General features: G+C 56.0%; 12 protein-coding genes. 11 read left to right on the forward strand and 1 reads right to left on the reverse strand.

Features of this window, described 5'->3' with window-relative positions; translation table 11 throughout:
• Positions 1 to 127 precede the first annotated feature (127 nt).
• Entirely contained in the window at positions 128 to 874 is a 747-nt protein-coding gene (locus tag WFL93_RS06820) for an SDR family oxidoreductase (RefSeq protein ID WP_007891719.1), read from the forward strand.
• 35 nt (positions 875 to 909) lie between these two features.
• Here the strand turns inward: WFL93_RS06820 and WFL93_RS06825 are convergent, their stop codons facing one another.
• Entirely contained in the window at positions 910 to 2,082 is a 1,173-nt protein-coding gene (locus WFL93_RS06825) for an ROK family protein (protein ID WP_336777621.1), read from the reverse strand.
• Between the two features lie 152 nt (positions 2,083 to 2,234).
• Between WFL93_RS06825 and WFL93_RS06830 the strand changes: the two genes are divergently transcribed.
• The 10 genes from WFL93_RS06830 to WFL93_RS06875 all read left to right on the forward strand — a co-directional run bounded on the left by WFL93_RS06830 (position 2,235) and on the right by WFL93_RS06875 (position 18,459).
• Positions 2,235 to 3,554, forward strand: coding sequence for an MFS transporter (locus WFL93_RS06830; RefSeq protein WP_336777622.1), 1,320 nt, complete (start codon positions 2,235 to 2,237; stop codon positions 3,552 to 3,554).
• A gap of 10 nt (positions 3,555 to 3,564) precedes the next feature.
• Positions 3,565 to 5,208, forward strand: a complete 1,644-nt coding sequence (locus WFL93_RS06835; RefSeq protein WP_007891714.1) for a GMC family oxidoreductase — start codon at positions 3,565 to 3,567, stop codon at positions 5,206 to 5,208.
• Positions 5,201 to 6,280, forward strand: coding sequence for a M24 family metallopeptidase (locus WFL93_RS06840; protein WP_336777623.1), 1,080 nt, complete (start codon positions 5,201 to 5,203; stop codon positions 6,278 to 6,280). Before WFL93_RS06835 ends, WFL93_RS06840 begins: the two co-directional genes overlap by 8 nt.
• Positions 6,281 to 6,290: 10 nt before the next feature.
• Positions 6,291 to 7,070, forward strand: coding sequence for an SDR family oxidoreductase (locus WFL93_RS06845; protein WP_049853302.1), 780 nt, complete (start codon positions 6,291 to 6,293; stop codon positions 7,068 to 7,070).
• A 208-nt stretch (positions 7,071 to 7,278) separates the two neighbouring features.
• Positions 7,279 to 8,169, forward strand: a complete 891-nt coding sequence (locus WFL93_RS06850; RefSeq protein WP_336777624.1) for an oxidoreductase — start codon at positions 7,279 to 7,281, stop codon at positions 8,167 to 8,169.
• 333 nt (positions 8,170 to 8,502) lie between these two features.
• Complete coding sequence (gene proP, locus WFL93_RS06855; RefSeq protein WP_336777625.1) at positions 8,503 to 9,942, forward strand: glycine betaine/L-proline transporter ProP; 1,440 nt, start codon at positions 8,503 to 8,505, stop codon at positions 9,940 to 9,942.
• Between the two features lie 259 nt (positions 9,943 to 10,201).
• Positions 10,202 to 11,986 (forward strand): malto-oligosyltrehalose trehalohydrolase, encoded by a 1,785-nt coding sequence (gene treZ, locus WFL93_RS06860; RefSeq protein ID WP_336777626.1) that lies wholly within the window; start codon positions 10,202 to 10,204, stop codon positions 11,984 to 11,986.
• Entirely contained in the window at positions 11,983 to 14,469 is a 2,487-nt protein-coding gene (gene treY, locus WFL93_RS06865; protein WP_336777627.1) for a malto-oligosyltrehalose synthase, read from the forward strand. Before treZ ends, treY begins: the two co-directional genes overlap by 4 nt.
• Positions 14,470 to 14,503: 34 nt before the next feature.
• Positions 14,504 to 16,579 (forward strand): glycogen debranching protein GlgX, encoded by a 2,076-nt coding sequence (glgX, locus tag WFL93_RS06870; protein ID WP_336777628.1) that lies wholly within the window; start codon positions 14,504 to 14,506, stop codon positions 16,577 to 16,579.
• Between the two features lie 236 nt (positions 16,580 to 16,815).
• Entirely contained in the window at positions 16,816 to 18,459 is a 1,644-nt protein-coding gene (locus tag WFL93_RS06875) for a methyl-accepting chemotaxis protein (RefSeq protein WP_336777629.1), read from the forward strand.
• The last annotated feature ends 39 nt before the right edge of the window (positions 18,460 to 18,498 follow it).

Consider the following 18,498-nt stretch of genomic DNA (forward strand, 5'->3'; position numbering starts at 1 on the left):
ATTATCCACACACAGGAATAGTCCTTTCTATTTTACACCATTTATCAACAAATAGCTGAGCGTTACATTGGCTGTCATGCACTGCATCGCAGTCATCACAACTCAACTTAAATGGGAGAACGTCAACATGAACGCATTGAACGGTAAAATAGCGCTGGTAACTGGCGGCACGACCGGCATTGGCCTGGCATCGGCGCAGGAGTTAGCGGCACAAGGCGCACGCGTGTTTATCACCGGTCGTCGTCAGGCCGAACTTGACGCGGCAGTGGCCAGCATCGGCAGCAGCGCGAGTGGCATTCGCGCTGACGCCTCCGTGCTGAGCGATCTCGACCACGTTTACGCCGAAATCGCTCAGCAGGCAGGCCGATTGGATATTCTGTTTGCCAACGCCGGTGGCGGCGATATGTTGCCGCTGGGCGCCATCACCGAGGAACATTTTGACCGTATTTTCGGCACCAACGTGCGCGGCGTGCTGTTTACCGTGCAAAAAGCGCTGCCGCTATTGAGTGACAAAGCCTCGGTCATTCTCACCTCTTCCACCACATCGGTTCAGGGCACCGCCGGCTTTAGCGTTTACAGCGCCAGCAAAGCGGCAGTGCGCAACTTTGCGCGTTCATGGGCACTGGATGTGAAGGATCGCGGTATTCGCGTCAATGTCGTCAGCCCAGGTCCCGTGCATACGCCAGGTTTGGGCGGGTTGGTAAGTGAAGATCAGCGGCAGGGATTGTTCGATGCGTTAGCGGCGCAGGTGCCATTAGGCCGACTTGGCGAACCCGCTGAGATTGGCAAAGTGGTGGCTTTTCTGGCATCAGATGCCGCCAGCTTTATCAATGCCGCTGAATTGTTTGTTGATGGCGGTATGGCGCAGGTGTGATGCGCATTGGGTCGCCATTAATGGCGACCGCTCTCTCAAGCCGCACTAAGATCCGCCTCCACATACAAATAACCAATTCCCAACACCTGCCGCGCCCGATTCAACTGACCAAAATGCACATTAGTACCTTTGCTTTTCAACGCATCACGCGGATCGAACGGATTGAAATCGATCTGCCGAACAATGGCTTGCAACCAACTTTCACCGAAGGTACAGCTACGACCATACAACCAAATCTGATTAATATTTAGCGTGTTAAGAAAGTTATATAAGCTCATGCCAATCGCTTCGGCGGCGCGCTGTGACCACGCCACAATCCAGGGCTCGCCCGCTTGCCACGCCCGCAGTAACTGCTTGCTGCTGGGCTGCGGCGCATCTGGTTCGCGCTGATGAGCCACCTGTTTCAAGGTGCTGAGTGAGGCCACCGTTTCCAGACAACCCTGGCGCCCGCAGCTGCAGCGCTGGCCGTTAGGCTCAATGATGGTGTGACCGATTTGGCCGCTGCCGTAAAGATTGCCGCGAAAAATCTCACCGTTTATCACGAATGATGAGCCGATACCGTAATCCACATTGATCACGCAGAATTCGCTGAGAGCATTTTGATTCAACCATTTCTCGGCCAAAGCCAACATCACGCAGTCATTATCCACGCGCACTTCCACACCAAGCTTCTCCTCCAGCAAAAATTTCATCTGCAGCGGCGTTCTCCACGCGGCCTGCGGCATATGCTGTGACACACCAGTCACTGGATCGACCTGTCCGTGCACCGCTAACGCTAAATTAATGCGCCGCTTAGGCCACTGTTTGCAGATTTTCCGCCAGGCCGCTTCAATCTCACTCAGCAACGCCTCGGGCGTGTCGGCTTTGATGGTGTTTTGCTGAAATTCGCCCTGCGCCACTAGCTGCGCATCGGCCAGCTGCAATTCAATGCTGGTTGGTTTGACACATAAACACAGCGTCCAGGCTCCGTTGGATGGCAGCTGAAAACTGCCGTTGCTGTTACCGCGCGCGCTCATCAATGCATCAGAGTGCTGCAGTTTTCCTTCCTCCAGCAGTGCTTGCACAATTTTGCTGGCGGCGGGAATCGTCAAACCACTCAGGTGAGCCAGCTGCGATTTGCTTAGCTGTTTATGACGCCACATCAGCTCAATAAACAGCGCCTTATTATGCTTTCGCACCTGGAAATTGTTCAGTCCAACCTGCTTCATCCTCTCTCCACCGCCGTGCATCAACCCGTTTACTAAACAGAGTTTACTGTCTTTTGTGATGGTTTCGCCATCCTGCCCACAACCATTGCTCTAGAGTTCGTCCTCATGCCAATAACAAAAAAACCTGATCACCTCTCAAGAGAAATTTAAAAATGACAACATCACCTGCAAAACACTCGTGGCTGGTCCGCCTTGGCATCCCACCCGCGCTGGCCTGGGGCTACATCGCTGTATTGCTGTTTATGATTGGCGATGGCGTGGAATCGAACTATCTCGCGCCTTACCTGCATGAAAATGGCTTTACCCTCAATATCGCGGCGGCGGTCATCGCCTTCTACGGCGTCACCGTTACGCTCGGTTCGTGGCTGGCCGGTTCACTCTCCACATTGATTGGCCCGCGTAAAGTGATGCTGGCAGGCGGTGTGATTTGGATTGTGTTTGAAGTGTTGTTCCTCGCCATCGCCTTACCTTCCCACAGCGTCGCCCTGCTCGCGTTAACCTATGGTTTACGTGGCGTCGCCTATCCGATGTTTGCCTATGCATTCCTGGTATGGATTCAGGCCGCAGCGCCCAGCGATATGCGCGGTTCAGCAACCGGCTGGTTCTGGCTGGCCTTTACCGGCGGCTTGCCAACGCTGGGCTCGCTGGTGGCGATCTTCTCAATAAAGTTAATCGGAGAATACGCCACGTTCTGGCTATCGCTTGGGCTGGTCGCGTTAGGGTTGCTGGTCATGGTGGTCGCACTGAAAGAGCGCAGCGGCTATCAATCGTTACTTGATGAGCAACAGCGTCAGCAGAGCGTCGCTCGCACGTTGATGGGCGGTATCGATATTTTGTGGCGTGAACCACGGATTGCCGCCGCTGCCGTGGTACGCATCATCAATACCACGCCGTACTTCGGCTTCTTTATCTTTCTTCCCGGCTTTTTCACCGATCAGATCGGATTTACGCAAACCGAATATCTCAGCCTAATCACCATCATGGGATTAGTCGGCATGAGTTTTAACCCGATTGTCGGCAAGCTCAGCGATCGCATCGGCTGGCGCAAAGTGCTGACGGTATTTGGTGGACTTGGCTCCGGCGTTTCAATGCTGCTGATGTACTTCGTACCACAGTGGAGCCACGGTAGCTTTGTACTCAGCGTCATCTGCGCCTGTTTATATGGCATCACCTTATGCGGCTATGTTCCCGCTGCCGCGCTGTTCTCATCCCTGTGCCAACCCAAAGATAAAGGCAACGCAATGGCGATTTACTGCTTTGCCGCCGGACTCTCCACCTTTTTTGGCCCCGCGCTTTATGGCACCTTCAACGCGCTATTTGGCACCTCGGGCGTGGTGTGGGGTTACGCCGCCTTATACCTGGTCAGCGCCATCGTTTCCTGGTGCTTCCTGCTCAGCCCGCTTGATCCCGGCGAGCAGCATAATCCCGAGGCGCAGCGCCTGAGCCGTTTAGATTCTGTCGCTTCAGAGTAAAGAGAGAGCCATGAAAGAGTTTGATTACATTGTGGTGGGCGGCGGCAGCGCCGGTTGTATCGTCGCCGCCAGGTTAGTCACGAAAGGCAACGCGCGCGTACTACTGCTGGAAGCCGGGCGCGATGAGTATCATCCAGTGCTAAAAATGCCGGCGGGTTACATGAAGTTTCTCGCCAGCGACAAATTCCTCACCCTGCACCAGACCGAGCCGCAGCCGCAGCTTAACGGACGCGGCGTGATTGTGCCGCAGGCGAAAGTGCTGGGCGGTGGTTCGACGGTAAATGCGATGGTATATATGCGCGGCCATCGTCAGGATTACGCCGACTGGAACAGCGCGCTGGGCAATCAGGGCATTGACTGGTCGTGGAATGCGCTGCTGCCGCACTTTACCGCCATCGAAGATAATGATCATCTCGGTGCACCCTATCACGGCGTCGGCGGGCCAATGAAAGTGTCGCATCTCGGCCACTTCAGTCCACTCAGCCGCGCCTACGTGAAGACGATGCAAGGTTTAGGCATTCCTTACACGCCAGATTTCAATACCGGCAATCCGTTTGGCGTGGGATTTATGCAGCACACCATTAACGGAGAGACGCGCCAGCGCTGTAGCGTGGTCGATGCCTTTATCACGCCGCTGCGCGAGGACGCGCGCTTGACCATCGCCAGCGGTGCGCAGGTAGAAGAGATTATCTTTGAGGGCCAAACCGCCATCGGCGTGCGCTACGCACAAGATGGCCATCCACAACTTGCCAGCGCACGCAAAGAGGTGATTCTTGCTGCCGGTGCCTATCAAACACCCAAGCTGCTAATGCTCTCCGGCATTGGTCCGCAGGCGCAGCTTAAACAGCATGGCATCACGCTGCGTCAGCATTTGCCGGGCGTCGGCAAAAATTTGCAGGATCACTATGAAGTGCCGGTCGTAGCCAGCACCAATGGTGCGTTTGGCTACTATGGTCAGGATCGTGGCTGGCCGATGGTTAAAGCCGGCCTGCAATATATGTTGTTTAAAACCGGCCCAGTCACCACCACTGGCGTGGAAACCTGCGCCTTCTTTGATCCTCTCGATTTTAGTGCAACGCCAACCATTCAGATGTTCTGTGTGCCTACCGTATACCTCGACCGCGACATCATGGGTGCCGATCCCGGTCACGGCGTCACCGTCAATTCGTTGTTGCTTCGGCCCAAAGCTACCGGCGAGGTAACCCTGCGCGATAGCCGCGCCAGCAGCTTGCCGATAATCGATACACGCATCTTTGGTCATCCCGACGATTTAGCACGCACCATCGCCGGCTTCCGTTTTGCGCGTAAGGTGATTGCCGCTACGCCCATCGGCGCGATGGTGCAGCAAGAGATCTTCCCCGGCGCAGAGATCAATGCTGATGAAGCCATCGCCGAACACTGCAAACGCATGGTGAAAACCGGCTATCACCCGGTTGGCACTTGCCGCATGGGCCACGATAACGATCCGCTGGCGGTGTTACACGATGATCTGCGCGTGCGTGGCGTTAACCGCCTGCGCGTGGTCGATGCTTCAATGATGCCCAACATTATTAGCGGCAATACCAATGCCATTGTGATGGCGGTGGCCCATCGTGCTGCTGAATTGTTGTTGCAGACACACCTCAGCGAGAACAAGGAGCCCGCTTATGAGTGAAAAATTAATTCGCCTGCAGCGTGCGCTCGCCGACTGGCAGCTCGACGGCGTGCTACTTACCCGGCGCGATAACATTGCATGGCTAACAGAAGGTGCCAGTTTTTACGTAGTGGAGCGCGCCGAAACCGGCGTAGCCAGCCTGTTCATTACGCAGGATAAGGTTCTGCTGCTCGCCCCCGAAAATGAAATGCCGCGCATCGTCGCTGAAGAAGCACTGCCGTTTGCCTATGAAGCGCTGAGCTTTCCGTGGTTTCAGTCGCTAAATGGCATGTTGCCGTTGGATCATTTTGGCAGCGATACGCCGCAAAGCGGCATGACTAATATTCAGCAATCGATGATCGCGCTGCGTCAGGGGCTGAACGCCAACGAGCAAAAGCGATACAGAGTGCTGGGGCGCGAAGCCGCGCAAATTGTCGAGGGCGTGGCGCGCCAATTACAGTCGGGCGTGACGGAATGGCAGGTTGAGGCCAGAATTGCTGCAGCCTGTCTGGCACGCGGAATTCGTCCAATGTGCATCTTAATCGCGGCCGATGAGCGCATTGCCGCGTTTAAACATCCGGTGCCGACGCAGAAAAAGCTGCAACAGCAAATGTTGATTACGCTCGGTGCCGAGCGCCATGGGCTGCACGTGAGTCTGACGCGGTTGGTGCATATCGGCGAACCTGAACCCGTATTACGCCAGCGGTTCAACGCGTTGTGCCAGATCCACGCCGATATTCTCTGTGCGATGCAGCCGGGCCACAGCTGGTCAGCGCTATTTAAAGCGATTGAAGCTGCCTACCAGCAGCATGGACATGTTGATGCATGGCGTGACCATCATCAGGGCGGCCCCGCCGGTTATGGTTGCCGCGACATGATCGTGACGCCAGAAACGCCGGGCAACGTAAGCAACGATAGTGCTGTGGCGTGGAATCCCACACTAAAGGGCGTAAAAAGTGAAGATACTTTTTTGCTCACTGTTGAAGGTTGCGAAGCGTTAACGCGCAGTGGCGAATGGCCCATGATTAAGGTGCAGCGTAGTGAGCGTACGCTGCACTTCCCTGACTGGCTGGTGTTGCCATCATCGGCATAAGGAAGCGTTTATGTCACCTCGATTACACAATAAAACCGCGATTGTTACTGGTGCTGGCAGCGGCATTGGCAGCGCGATCGCTACACTGTTTGCGCAACAAGGTGCCCGCGTGGCGCTGTTTGATCTCAATAGTGAAATCAGTGAAACGCTGGCTGCGGAATTGCAGCAACAAAGCGGTCAGCGCTGTCTGGCCTGGTGCGCTGACGTCACGCAGACCGATCAGGTGCAAGGTGCGGTGACGGCGGCGCAACAAACCCTTGGCCCTATTGATATTCTGATCAACTGTGCGGGCGTGAATGTGTTTCGCGATCCGCTGGCATTGGAAGATGACGACTGGCAGCGCTGTATGGAGGTCAATCTTAAAGGACCCTACAACCTGATTCGCAGCGTGCTGCCGGGTATGCTGGCGCGCCAGTATGGCAACATCGTCAACGTTGCGTCGGTACACGGTCATAAAATCATTCCCGGCGCGTTTCCCTATCCGGTCGCTAAACACGGTTTGATTGGCATGACGCGCTCGCTAGGCGTGGAGTATGCCAGCCAGGGGATTCGGGTTAACAGCATTTCACCGGGTTTGATCCTGACACCGGCGGCTGAAGCCTGGCTAGCAAGCTGTAATGATCCACAAGCAGAGCGTGAGCGGCAGGCGGCATTGCTACCTTGCAAACGTATTGGTGAACCGCAAGAAGTGGCGTATACCGCGCTGTTTCTGGCATCCGATGAAGCGCGTTTTATCAACGCCACTGATATTCTGGTCGATGGCGGGCGTAGCCAGGTGTATCACGAGTAATCAGTGACCGATTAGGTTGTCGCGTCAGCCTTCGCGATTGGCGATTTAACACTCGCCAGCACGTTGATTGTTGATGCGCCACCCGATGACGAAATGTGCCAGTTGTTGCGGAAAAAGAACATTACTCTGCTGTAACCCGCTATGCTTCGGTGCTGAACCGAAAACGCGTCCGCTCTGTGGCGGCACTTGATAATCAGGAGCATAAAAGATGTCTGAGAATCCCTCCATCGCCCTTATTGGACCGGGCGCGATTGGCACCACCATTGCGGCGGCCCTGCATGAAGTTGGGCGCACACCCACCCTTTGTGGTCGAACTGCGCACCCCCAACTGGAGCTGCGTCACGACAGCGGTAAGATTATCGTTCCTGGTCCGGTGCTCACCAATCCGGCTGAAATTGCGCAGCCGTTTGATCTGGTGTTCTTAGCGGTGAAAACCACGCAGGTGGCCGATAGCGCCGCGTGGTTGTCAGCGTTGTGTGGCGAGCACAGCGTGGTGTGTGCGTTGCAGAATGGCGTGGAGCAGAAAACCCAACTTGCGCCGTATGTTAACGGCGCCAGCGTGCTGCCCTCGGTGGTGTGGTTCCCAGCCCAGCGCGAACCGGATGCCTCAGTGTGGTTGCGGGAAAAGCCGCGCCTAACGCTGCCTGATACGCCGCAGGCGCAGCGGGTGGTTGCCGCCCTGCGTGACACGCGCTGTGCAGTTGAGCTGTCTGATGATTTCCTTACTATTGCCTGGCGCAAGCTGCTGCAAAACGCGGTTGCTGGCTTGATGGTGCTGTCGAACCGGCGCGCTGGCATGTTTCAGCGTGAGGATATCAGCGCGCTGGCGCTCGCCTATCTGCGCGAATGTTTGGCAGTGGCGCGTGCAGAAGGCGCTGCGCTAAGCGATGACGTACCACAGGAGATCGTGGAGCGCTTCCATCGGGCACCGGCCGATTTAGGCACCTCTATTCTGGCCGATCGCCAGGCCGATCGCCCGCTGGAGTGGGATATCCGCAACGGCGTGGTTCAGCGTTATGGCCGTGCTCGTGGCATTGCGACACCGATCAGCGATGTGATCGTCCCGCTGCTGGCGGCCGGCAGCGAAGGCCCGGGTTGAATTAAAAGCGCCACGCCGCAAACAGTACGCCGCTTACCTGGCCTGATTGCTCGGTAATGGGGCTATTAGCGGCGTGATTTTCCATCCGGTTAAGTGGCAGCCCCCTTCATACGTGCATTAATCTCCGCAATTGATTCCTTTCCCATTCCCCACATCTTTAGCGCAACATTTGTTTATTTCCACGCTTTACAGTGATAAATGTCACAAACTTGCGCATTGTTAAAATCTTTACTAGGGTTTGCGCTTCTTTAGACTCTTATAGCTTTCTTTTCCTTTCGTGAAAACATGGCTGCGAAAGCTATAAGATCGCGCCACTTTTTCTCATGGAGGTTTATGAGCACAGAAGCGAATACCCATCAGTCGGCCACATCCAGCGGATTGACCGTGGACGATATCACCGTCATCGACAACAAATTACTCAAACGCGCCGTCGGTGCTGCCGCGTTGGGTAATGCCATGGAGTGGTTCGATTTCGGTGTATATAGCTATCTCGCCGTGATTATCGGCCAGGTGTTTTTCGCTGATGCCAGCGCGGCTGCCCAGCTGATTGCCTCGTTCGGGACTTTTGCGGCGGCATTCTTAGTACGCCCCATCGGTGGCCTGGTCTTCGGCCCGCTCGGCGACCGCATTGGTCGTCAGAAGGTGCTAGCGATAACCATGATCATGATGTCGATTGGTACCTTCTGCATCGGACTGATCCCGAGCTATGCCAGCATTGGCATCGCCGCACCGATTCTGCTGTTCGCCGCGCGCTTGCTGCAGGGCTTCTCCACCGGCGGCGAATATGGCGGTGCCGCCACCTTTATCGCGGAGTATTCCACCGATAAGCGTCGCGGTTTTATGGGCAGTTTCCTTGAGTTCGGTACGCTCGGCGGTTATCTGCTGGGGGCCAGCCTGGTTACCGCCATGATCGCCTTCTTACCGCATCAAACCATGATGGATTGGGGCTGGCGTGTGCCGTTCTTCCTCGCCGCACCTTTGGGTCTGTTTGGCCTGTATATCCGCTTGAAGCTGGAAGAAACGCCGGCGTTTAAAGATCATATGGACAAGCGTGAAGAGATGGAGCACAACAAGCCGCGCTTGAGCGTGTGGCAGATGCTGCGCGATCAGCGCAAACCGCTGCTGAAATGTATTGGTCTGGTGCTGTTGTTTAACGTCTCCAACTACATGCTCACCGCCTATATGCCAAGCTATCTCACCGGCGTGCTCGGCATGAGTGAACTGTCCGGCCTGATGTTGGTGATGGTGATTATGTTTATCATGATGCCGCTGACGTTAATGTGGGGACATTTGACAGACCGCATCGGTCGCCGTCCGGTCATTGGTTTAGGTGCGCTGGGATTAATTTTGCTGGCAATCCCGAGCTTTATGCTGATCGGCACCGGCAATATGCTGCTGGTATTTGCCGGACTGGCGGTGCTGGGGTTATTACATACCTGCTTCAGCGGCACCATGCCAGCGACGTTACCGGCGCTGTTTGTCACGGACATTCGTTACAGTGCGTTGGCGATTGGTTTTAACCTGTCGGTTTCGCTGTTTGGTGGCACCACGCCATTGATCACTGCCTGGCTGGTGGACACTACGCACAACAATATGATGCCGGCGTACTACATGATGGGTGCCGGAATTATTGGTTTGCTGACCGTATTAACGCTGAGTGAAACGGCGCGTAAACCGCTGAAAGGTTCATCACCGGCGGTGGCGACGGAAGCGGAAGCGCATCGCTTGATTGATAAGCTGCGTAAACGCAAAACGAAGCATAAACCGGCTTAACTTACAGCCTGCGAAATCAATGAGGTTGCTGCTGCTGGCAACCTCATCTGTTACTAAGCGAAGCGTTAAAATCCCCCTCTTATTCGATAATTTCCGAAACCCGCCTGAAATCCGTTGGTAAGCGCCAGAAAAGGCCAAAATATCGACTATGATTTGATGTCCGACCCAACTTTTATCCCGATTTTTATATCGTTTTCAGCCAGTAGCGAATCGCTTGATGTCGTCCATTGCCCCTGCGTGGGCTAAACGAGGCAATTGAATGGAATTCAGATCATTTGAAAAATCCTGGGGCGCTGAGATTCTTGCGGATAGCAGCGTCCGTTTTCGTGTTTGGGCACCTGGGCAGCAGCAGATTACGTTGAGACTTGCCGACAAGGATACGGCCATGGCGCAGGTGGACGACGGCTGGTTTGAGTTGCAGCTCAGCGGCGTGGTAGCCGGTGCAGAGTATAACTTTGTGCTGGCTGACGGCACGGTGGTGCCGGATCCCGCCGCACGCGCGCAGCAGGGCGACGTCAATGGCCCTTCCCTGGTGATCGATGCGCACAGCTATCGCTGGCAGCACACCGCCTGGCAAGGTCGGCCTTGGCAGGAGAGCGTGGTGTATGAGTTGCATATCGGCACCTTCACACCTGAAGGCACCTTTCGGGCAGCGATTGAGAAGTTGCCGTGGCTGGCGGAGTTAGGGATCACTCAGCTGGAAGTGCTACCGGTTTCGCAGTTTGGTGGCAATCGCGGTTGGGGCTACGACGGTGTGTTGCTCTACGCACCTCACTCCGCTTACGGTTCGCCGGATGATTTCAAAGCCTTTATCGACGCCGCGCATGCGCACGGTTTATCGGTGGTGCTGGATATCGTACTCAACCATTTTGGTCCGGAAGGCAACTATCTGCCGCTGCTGGCACCTGAATTCTTCCATCAGGAGCGTATGACGCCGTGGGGCGCGGGCATTGCTTATGATGTCGATGCCGTACGCCGCTATATCGTTGAAGCGCCACTTTACTGGCTGCAGGAATATAACCTCGATGGCCTGCGTTTTGATGCCATCGATCAAATTGAAGATAGCTCCAGCAAGCATGCTCTGATTGAGATCGCCGAGCGTATTCGCCGGGAGATTCCCGACCGCCCTATTCATCTCACCACCGAAGATTGTCGCAACGTCATCTTCCTGCATCCGCGCGACAAACAGGGTAACGCGCCGCTGTTTAGCGGCGAATGGAACGATGATTTCCACAATGCGGTGCATGTGTTCGCCACCGGTGAAACCCACGCCTATTACCAGGATTTCGCCGACGTGCCAGAGAAGTTGGTGGCGCGCGTGCTGACCGAAGGTTTTGCCTACCAGGGCGAACTGTCGCCGCAAAGCGGTCAACGTCGTGGCGTGCCCAGCGCCGGTCAGCCGCCGGTGGCTTTTGTCGATTTCATTCAGAACCACGATCAGGTCGGCAACCGTGCGCAGGGTGATCGATTAATCACCCTCGCCGGCAGCGATCGCACTAAGGTGCTGCTGGCGACGCTGCTGCTGTCACCGCATATTCCGCTGCTGTTTATGGGCGAAGAGTACGGCGAAACTAATCCGTTCCTGTTCTTCACCGATTTCCACGGTGATTTAGCCAAAGCGGTACGTGAAGGCCGGGCCAAAGAGTTTACCGGCCACGCCGGTCATGACGAAGAGGTGCCCGATCCCAACGACCCGCAAACCTTCACGCGTTCGAAACTCGACTGGAACAAACTGCAAACGCCCGCGGGCCAAAGCTGGCTGGCATTGACGCACGAGCTGCTGGCGCTGCGCCAGCAATATATTGTGCCGCTGCTGGCAGATGCCGGCGGCAACAGCGGCAAGGTGCTCGCTACGGCTGAAGGCTTTGTTGCCGTTAGCTGGCGTTTCCCGCAGGGCGAGCTGTCGCTGGCGTTGAATATCGGTACACAAAACCAACCGTTGCCGGATATGCCGGGCAGGACGATTTTCGCCTGGCCTCAAGAGGCTGAAGCATTGCCACAACACGCCATCGTGGTGCGTTTGGCACAGGGAGCAACAACATGAGTATTCCAACCGCGACGTACCGTATTCAGTTCCGTAACGGCATGACCTTTGATCGCGCTGCTGCGCTGGTGCCTTATCTCAAACGCCTCGGCATCAGCCATCTGTATGCCTCGCCGATTTTCAGCGCCACCGCCGCATCGACGCACGGCTACGACGTGATCGATGCCAATGAGATCGAACCGGCTATTGGCGGTCGTGCCGGTTTTGATCGTTTGGTTGCGGCGCTGCAGCAGGCGGATATCGGTTTGATCCTCGACATCGTGCCGAACCATATGGCGGCCTCGCTGGAGAATCGCTGGTGGCGTGATGTGATTGAGTATGGCGAAAGCAGCCGCTATGCCAATCACTTTGATATCGACTGGACGCGCCGCCTGACGCTGCCGTTTCTTGGCGACAGCTTTGACAACGTGCTGGAAAACGGTGAGCTGAGCATTCAGGCAGATCCGCAAACCGGCCATCCGGCGCTGGCCTATTTTGACAGCTTCTACCCGCTCACGCCCGCAAGCTGGCAGGATCGCGCCGATGAAGTACTTGCCATTACCGATGCCAAAGCGATTGCTGAACTGCATGAGCAACAGCCGTGGCGCCTTATCAGCTGGCGCGACGCACGCAGCGAACTTTCCTATCGCCGCTTCTTTGAGATTACCGGTTTGGTGGGCGTGCGCGTGGAGGATCCGGCCGTATTTGCCGATTCTCACCGCTTGATTCTGGAGCTGGTGCATTCCGGCGCAGTCAGCGGTTTGCGTGTCGATCACGTTGATGGCCTGGCCGATCCGCAAGGCTATCTGCAGCAGCTACGCCGCGCCACCGGTGAGGATTGCTATATCACGGTGGAAAAAATCCTCGCCGAAGGTGAGCACATTCCCGCCGACTGGCCAATTTCCGGCACCACCGGTTACGAGTTTATTGCTGCGCTCTCACATGCGCTGATCGACGATGCGCAGATTGATACGCTGCATCTGGCGTATGAGTCCACCACCGGCGAACGCAACAACGTTGAAGCCGGATTACGCGTGGCGCGTGAACTGATGGTCGATCGCAATTTCGCCGGCGAGTTTTCTCGCCTGTTGCAGCTGGCGACGCAGATTGCCGGCTCGGAACACCGCAACCTTGGCGAAGCAGAACTGCACGTTGCGCTGCGGGAGATCCTCATCGCCTTCCCGGTATATCGCACTTACGGTCAGCTGGATGGCATGCCGCTGGAGGGCGAGGAGCTGCTGCAACAGGTGCTGGAGAGGGTGAAAAACAGCGCCTCGCCGACGGTGCTGAGTTTGCTGCAGGCAATCTTACTGGGCGCGGTGTCTGAAGAGAGCGAACACCATGCCCATGAATTCCGCGTACGCTTCCAGCAGTTAACCGGACCGCTGATGGCGAAGTCGGTGGAAGATACCCTGTTCTTCCGCAATCACGTGGCGTTAGCCATCAATGAAGTGGGCGCTGAACCGTTGCCGCACGCCTTTTCGCTGGCGCACTTCCACAGCGAAATGCAGACGCGGCTGCAACAGCAGCCTGACGGCATCTCATCCACGTCAACCCACGATACTAAACGCGGTGAAGATGCGCGCGCGCGTCTGTATACGCTAAGCGAAGCCCCTTCGCTGTGGGCCGAAAATGTCACGCGCTGGCGCCAGATTAATCAAGCGCAGGTAGTTGAACTGGAGGACGGTGCCGCACCGGAACCCGCGGTGGAGTGGATGCTGTATCAGGCATTAGCTGGCGTGTGGCCAACGACTCTGCAACCGCAGGACGCCAGCGAGCTGGCGTCGCGCTTTATCCCGTTTGTCGAAAAAGCGTTACGCGAAGCCAAGCTGCGCACTGACTGGGCTGAGAACAACGAAGCCTATGAAAAAGCGGTGCTGGATTACGCGCGCCACCTGCTGTCGCCTGCCAATCAGCTGTTCCTCAGTGATTTCAGCCACGCGCTGCAGCCGTTTATTCAGGCTGGGCTGATCAATAGCCTGACGCAAACGGTGATTAAACTGACCGCGCCGGGCGTACCGGATATCTATCAGGGCAGCGAAGCGCTGGATTTCAGCCTGGTCGATCCCGATAACCGCCGCACACCCGACTTTGAGCAGCTGGAACAGCAGCTGGATGAATCGGCGTCTCCCGACTTTAACGATGCGCAACACTGGCTAAGCGGCAAGCTTAAACAGCAGGTGATTGCGCGCTTACTGCAGCTGCGTCGTGATTATCCGCAGCTGTTCCGCATGGGTGATTATCAGCCGTTAAACGTCAGCGGCGAACATCAGGAGAAAGTGATTGCCTTTGCGCGCCAGGACAGCGACCACGCGCTGCTGGTGATCCTGCCGCGCCTGAGTTTCGACAACGCCCAATGGACACAAACTGAAGTGGTATTGACCGAATCACTTGCCCATCGCCACTACCGCAATCTCTGGACCGGCGCAACCGTGACGATTGGCGATTCTATCGCGCTGGATGAGGCGGCCTCGAGTGCGCCATTAGTGCTGCTTAGCAACTAACACATTGTCTGTTAACGCTGTTTGAGGAAATAACATGGAAAACGGTAAGCCTACAGAAATTACAGCAGGTTCGGGACAAGTGCTTGGCGCTAACTTTGATGGCGAGGGCGTGAATTTTGCCCTGTTCTCGGCCTGTGCCGAGCGGGTTGAGCTGTGTTTATATGACGAGAGCGGTGAAAACGAAATCGCGCGTTTCGATTTACCGGAATATACCCACGAAGTGTGGCACGGCTATATTCCCGGCTTACAGCCTGGCGCGCTGTATGGTTATCGCGTGCACGGCCCGTATGAGCCGGAAAACGGTCACCGCTTTAATCCCAACAAACTGTTGCTTGATCCTTACGCGCGCGAGCTGGCGGGCGAACTGCATTGGGACGAATCGCACTTTGCCTACGATTTGCTGCACGAAGATAAAGATTTAAGCTTCGATACTCGCGACAGCGCGCCATTCACGCCGAAATGTCGCGTCATCGATCCTAACGAGTTTGACTGGCAGGATGCTAATCGCCCGAATATTCCGTGGTCGAAAACGGTGATTTATGAGGCGCACGTGAAAGGCTTCAGCCAGCTCAATCCGGCGGTGCCCGCTGAAATGCGCGGCACTTATGATGGTTTGAGCAATCAGGCTTCGATCGACTACATCAAAAGCCTCGGCGTCACCACCGTTGAGCTGCTGCCGGTGCACGGTTTTCCAGACGATCAGCATCTACTGGATCGCGGCCTGAAAAACTTCTGGGGCTATAACACGCTGGCCTTCTTCGCGCCGGCAACGCGCTACTTTGGTCCGCGCGGCATTCAGGGTTTCCGCGATATGGTGCGCGCTTTCCACGATGCCGGGATCGAGGTGATTTTGGATGTGGTGTACAACCACACGGCCGAAGGCAATGAGCTGGGCCCAACCTTGTCGTTTAAAGGCATCGACAACTACTCCTATTACCGCACGCTGCCAGATCAGCATCGCTACTACATCAATGACACCGGCACCGGCAACACGGTAAATACTTCACATCCTCGCGTACTGCAGATGATCCTCGATTCGCTGCGCTACTGGGCTGAATCCATGCACGTGGACGGTTTCCGTTTTGATCTCGGTACCGTGTTGGGACGTGAACCGGAAGGCTTTGATCAGCGTGGCGGCTTCTTCGATGCCATCATGCAGGATCCGGTGCTCTCCAAACTGAAGCTGATTGGCGAGCCGTGGGATATCGGCCCGGGCGGCTATCAGGTGGGCGGCTTCCCGCCGGGTTGGGCGGAATGGAACGACAAGTATCGTGATACGGTGCGTGAATACTGGAAAGGTGACATGGTCACCAATGATTTTGCGGCACGCCTGCTCGGTTCCGGCGATCTCTACGATCAGCGCGGCCGTCGGCCCTGGGCCAGCATCAACTTCCTCACCGCCCACGATGGCTTCACCCTGAATGATTTGGTTTCGTACAACGAGAAGCACAACGAAGCCAATGGTGAAGACAATAACGATGGCCACAACGAGAACCGTTCGTATAACTACGGCGCTGAAGGCCCAACCGACGAAGAAGGTATCAACGCGGTGCGCGAGCGGCAGAAGCGCAACTTCCTCGCCACCCTGCTGTTCTCGCACGGCACGCCAATGCTATTGGCGGGAGATGAATTTGGCCGCAGCCAACTCGGCAACAACAATGGCTATTGTCAGGACAGTGAAATCTCCTGGCTGCACTGGGAGAATTTGCCGCCCTCAGCCGATGCACTACGCGATTTTACCCGCCAGGTACTGGCGCTGAGAGCCGCTCAGCCGCTGCTACGCCGTGAAAGCTGGCGCGATGGTATGGATATCAAATGGTTCAACGCCGGTGGCGGATTCCAGCAGGCCGACCAATGGGATGATGGCACCACGCTCGGCGTGTATCTTGGCCGCCCAGACCTGCAGCCGGAAGATGGCATCTGGCATGACGTGCTGATGCTGTTTAATCCGTACGAAGGCAACGTACCGTTCCGCATCCCGCAGTTCGGTGAAGGCGGTTGGGTGCTGGAGCTCTCTACCTCCGACGGCGTAGAAAAGGGGTTGGTGATTACCAAAGAGAAGGATTTCGAGCTGGAAGGCCGAAGTATGGCGCTATTCCGCAGACCGTAATCATCTCTTGCTGAATGCGCAATAAATTGCGCCGCTACAGAATGAGCACACGTATCCGTAGCGGCGCGATTTATCGCGCTCTGTTGTGATTCTCGCCAACGCTCGCTTTCCGCAACGATTTTTGCGCCCGCTGATAAAAATAAATTAACTAAATTCCCTCATCTGCCGATGGTTATTAATCTGCCCTGTTCTCTGCGCGCCGTTCGCAGGGAGGCTTTTAGATTAAGGATAATAAGATGAACATCTCCCAACGCCTGTTCCTGACCTTTTCCATGCTGTTCGCCGCCATCATTCTGCAAGCCGTTCTCGCCATCAGTTTGCTTTCCGGCTTTCAGGAGCGTTTTGAATATGTGCAAGCCAATGCGATTCCCTCGATCAAAGATCTCGGTAAGCTGATCGACGGAAGTAATCGTCTGGCGCTGACGCTGTATAAACATAAAAGCCAAACCGATGACAACAAAATGCCGGCGGTTGAAGAGGAGATCGCTAAGCAGCTGGCTGAGTTGAAATTGCTTACCGATTACTACATGGCACACGATATCTCCAGCGATGAAGATAAGCGTTTAACCGAACTCGCTTACGACAATATTCAGCGGGTGAGCGCCGCGCTTCCGGCCTTTCGGACGGCTTCCCGCGCCCATCAAAATGACCTTAGCCTGGCGTTGATTGAAGAGCAAAACGGCATCGGCGGCGCGATTCGTCAATTGATTGCGGATTACCAAAAGCAGCTGGCGCTGAATATTGCCATCGGCGATGAACTGCGCGCCACCAACCGTAGCACCTTCCATTCGGTACTCTGGACCACCATCACCGGCGTCATTGCCACCGTGGTGATTTTTGGCTTGCTGTCGCTGTTCACCGTGTTGCGTATCCGTCGTAGCTTGTCCGCTGCCGGCAAGGTGATGATGGCCGCCAGCGAAAACCTCGATCTCACCCTGAAAGCAGACGAAAGCCGTCGCGATGAAGTCGGGAATATGGCGCATTCGTTTAATATCCTGATGGAGCGTGTGTCAGGCGCCCTATCGTCTGTGCGCCAGGCTTCGCAATCGGTCAGCAGCGCCTCCGTGCAGATCTCCGCTGGCAACGAAGATCTCTCTTCACGTACCGAGCAGCAAGCCGCCTCGCTGGAGCAAACCGCCGCGAGCATGACCGAGCTAAGTGAAACTGTGCGTCAGACGGCGGATAACACCCATCAAGCCAGCCAGCTTGCCGCTAACGCCAGCGGACTGTCGGAAAAAAGCAGCGCATCGCTTACCACCATGCTTTCGACCATGGACAATATTCGCGGCAGCTCGCGCAAGGTAACGGAAATCGTCTCGATCATTGAAGGCATTGCCTTCCAGACCAATATTCTGGCGCTGAACGCCGCAGTAGAAGCCGCGCGTGCCGGTGAGCATGGGAAAGGGTTTGCGGTGGTGGCAGGCGAAGTGCGCAGTTTATCGCAACGTTCAACCACCGCCGCGCGTGAGATTAAGACGCTAATCGAAGAGTCGCACCGTCTGACCGAAGCGGGTGCTGAGCAGGCGAGCGATGTCGGCCGCAATATGAGCGTGATGAACGATGCCATCCATCAGGTGAGTCAGCTGGTGGAAGAGATCGCCGCTGCCGCCGTCGAGCAGAGTCAGGGCATTGTGCAGGTGCAGCAAGCGGTAAATCAGATGGATGACGTCACGCAGCAGAACGCCGCGCTGGTGGAGGAGGCCTCTACGGCTTCGCAGTCACTGCAGGAGCAAGCCGGGAATCTTAATCAGCTGGTGGGTAAGTTCCACGTTGCAGAGACTGCAGAGGTTCATCGGCCCGCAGCGGTGGCGCGCACGCCGTCACCGGTGAAATCCTCGCGCGTTGCGCTGGTGAATGACGCGGATTGGCAGAGTTTTTAATGCGCTGCCCTCCACAATGCTGTTGTGGAGGGCATTTTA

The organism is Pantoea sp. USHLN256 (assembly GCF_037149875.1).
Lineage (GTDB): Bacteria > Pseudomonadota > Gammaproteobacteria > Enterobacterales > Enterobacteriaceae > Pantoea > Pantoea nemavictus.

What these genes read in the sequence shown, in the direction of transcription:
- WFL93_RS06820 (WP_007891719.1), top strand. Translation starts at nt 128, where the DNA reads ATGAACGCATTGAACGGTAAAATAGCGCTGGTAACTGGCGGCACGACC.
- WFL93_RS06825 (WP_336777621.1), bottom strand. Translation starts at nt 2,082, where the DNA reads ATGAAGCAGGTTGGACTGAACAATTTCCAGGTGCGAAAGCATAATAAG.
- WFL93_RS06830 (WP_336777622.1), top strand. Translation starts at nt 2,235, where the DNA reads ATGACAACATCACCTGCAAAACACTCGTGGCTGGTCCGCCTTGGCATC.
- WFL93_RS06835 (WP_007891714.1), top strand. Translation starts at nt 3,565, where the DNA reads ATGAAAGAGTTTGATTACATTGTGGTGGGCGGCGGCAGCGCCGGTTGT.
- WFL93_RS06840 (WP_336777623.1), top strand. Translation starts at nt 5,201, where the DNA reads ATGAGTGAAAAATTAATTCGCCTGCAGCGTGCGCTCGCCGACTGGCAG.
- WFL93_RS06845 (WP_049853302.1), top strand. Translation starts at nt 6,291, where the DNA reads ATGTCACCTCGATTACACAATAAAACCGCGATTGTTACTGGTGCTGGC.
- WFL93_RS06850 (WP_336777624.1), top strand. Translation starts at nt 7,279, where the DNA reads ATGTCTGAGAATCCCTCCATCGCCCTTATTGGACCGGGCGCGATTGGC.
- proP (WP_336777625.1), top strand. Translation starts at nt 8,503, where the DNA reads ATGAGCACAGAAGCGAATACCCATCAGTCGGCCACATCCAGCGGATTG.
- treZ (WP_336777626.1), top strand. Translation starts at nt 10,202, where the DNA reads ATGGAATTCAGATCATTTGAAAAATCCTGGGGCGCTGAGATTCTTGCG.
- treY (WP_336777627.1), top strand. Translation starts at nt 11,983, where the DNA reads ATGAGTATTCCAACCGCGACGTACCGTATTCAGTTCCGTAACGGCATG.
- glgX (WP_336777628.1), top strand. Translation starts at nt 14,504, where the DNA reads ATGGAAAACGGTAAGCCTACAGAAATTACAGCAGGTTCGGGACAAGTG.
- WFL93_RS06875 (WP_336777629.1), top strand. Translation starts at nt 16,816, where the DNA reads ATGAACATCTCCCAACGCCTGTTCCTGACCTTTTCCATGCTGTTCGCC.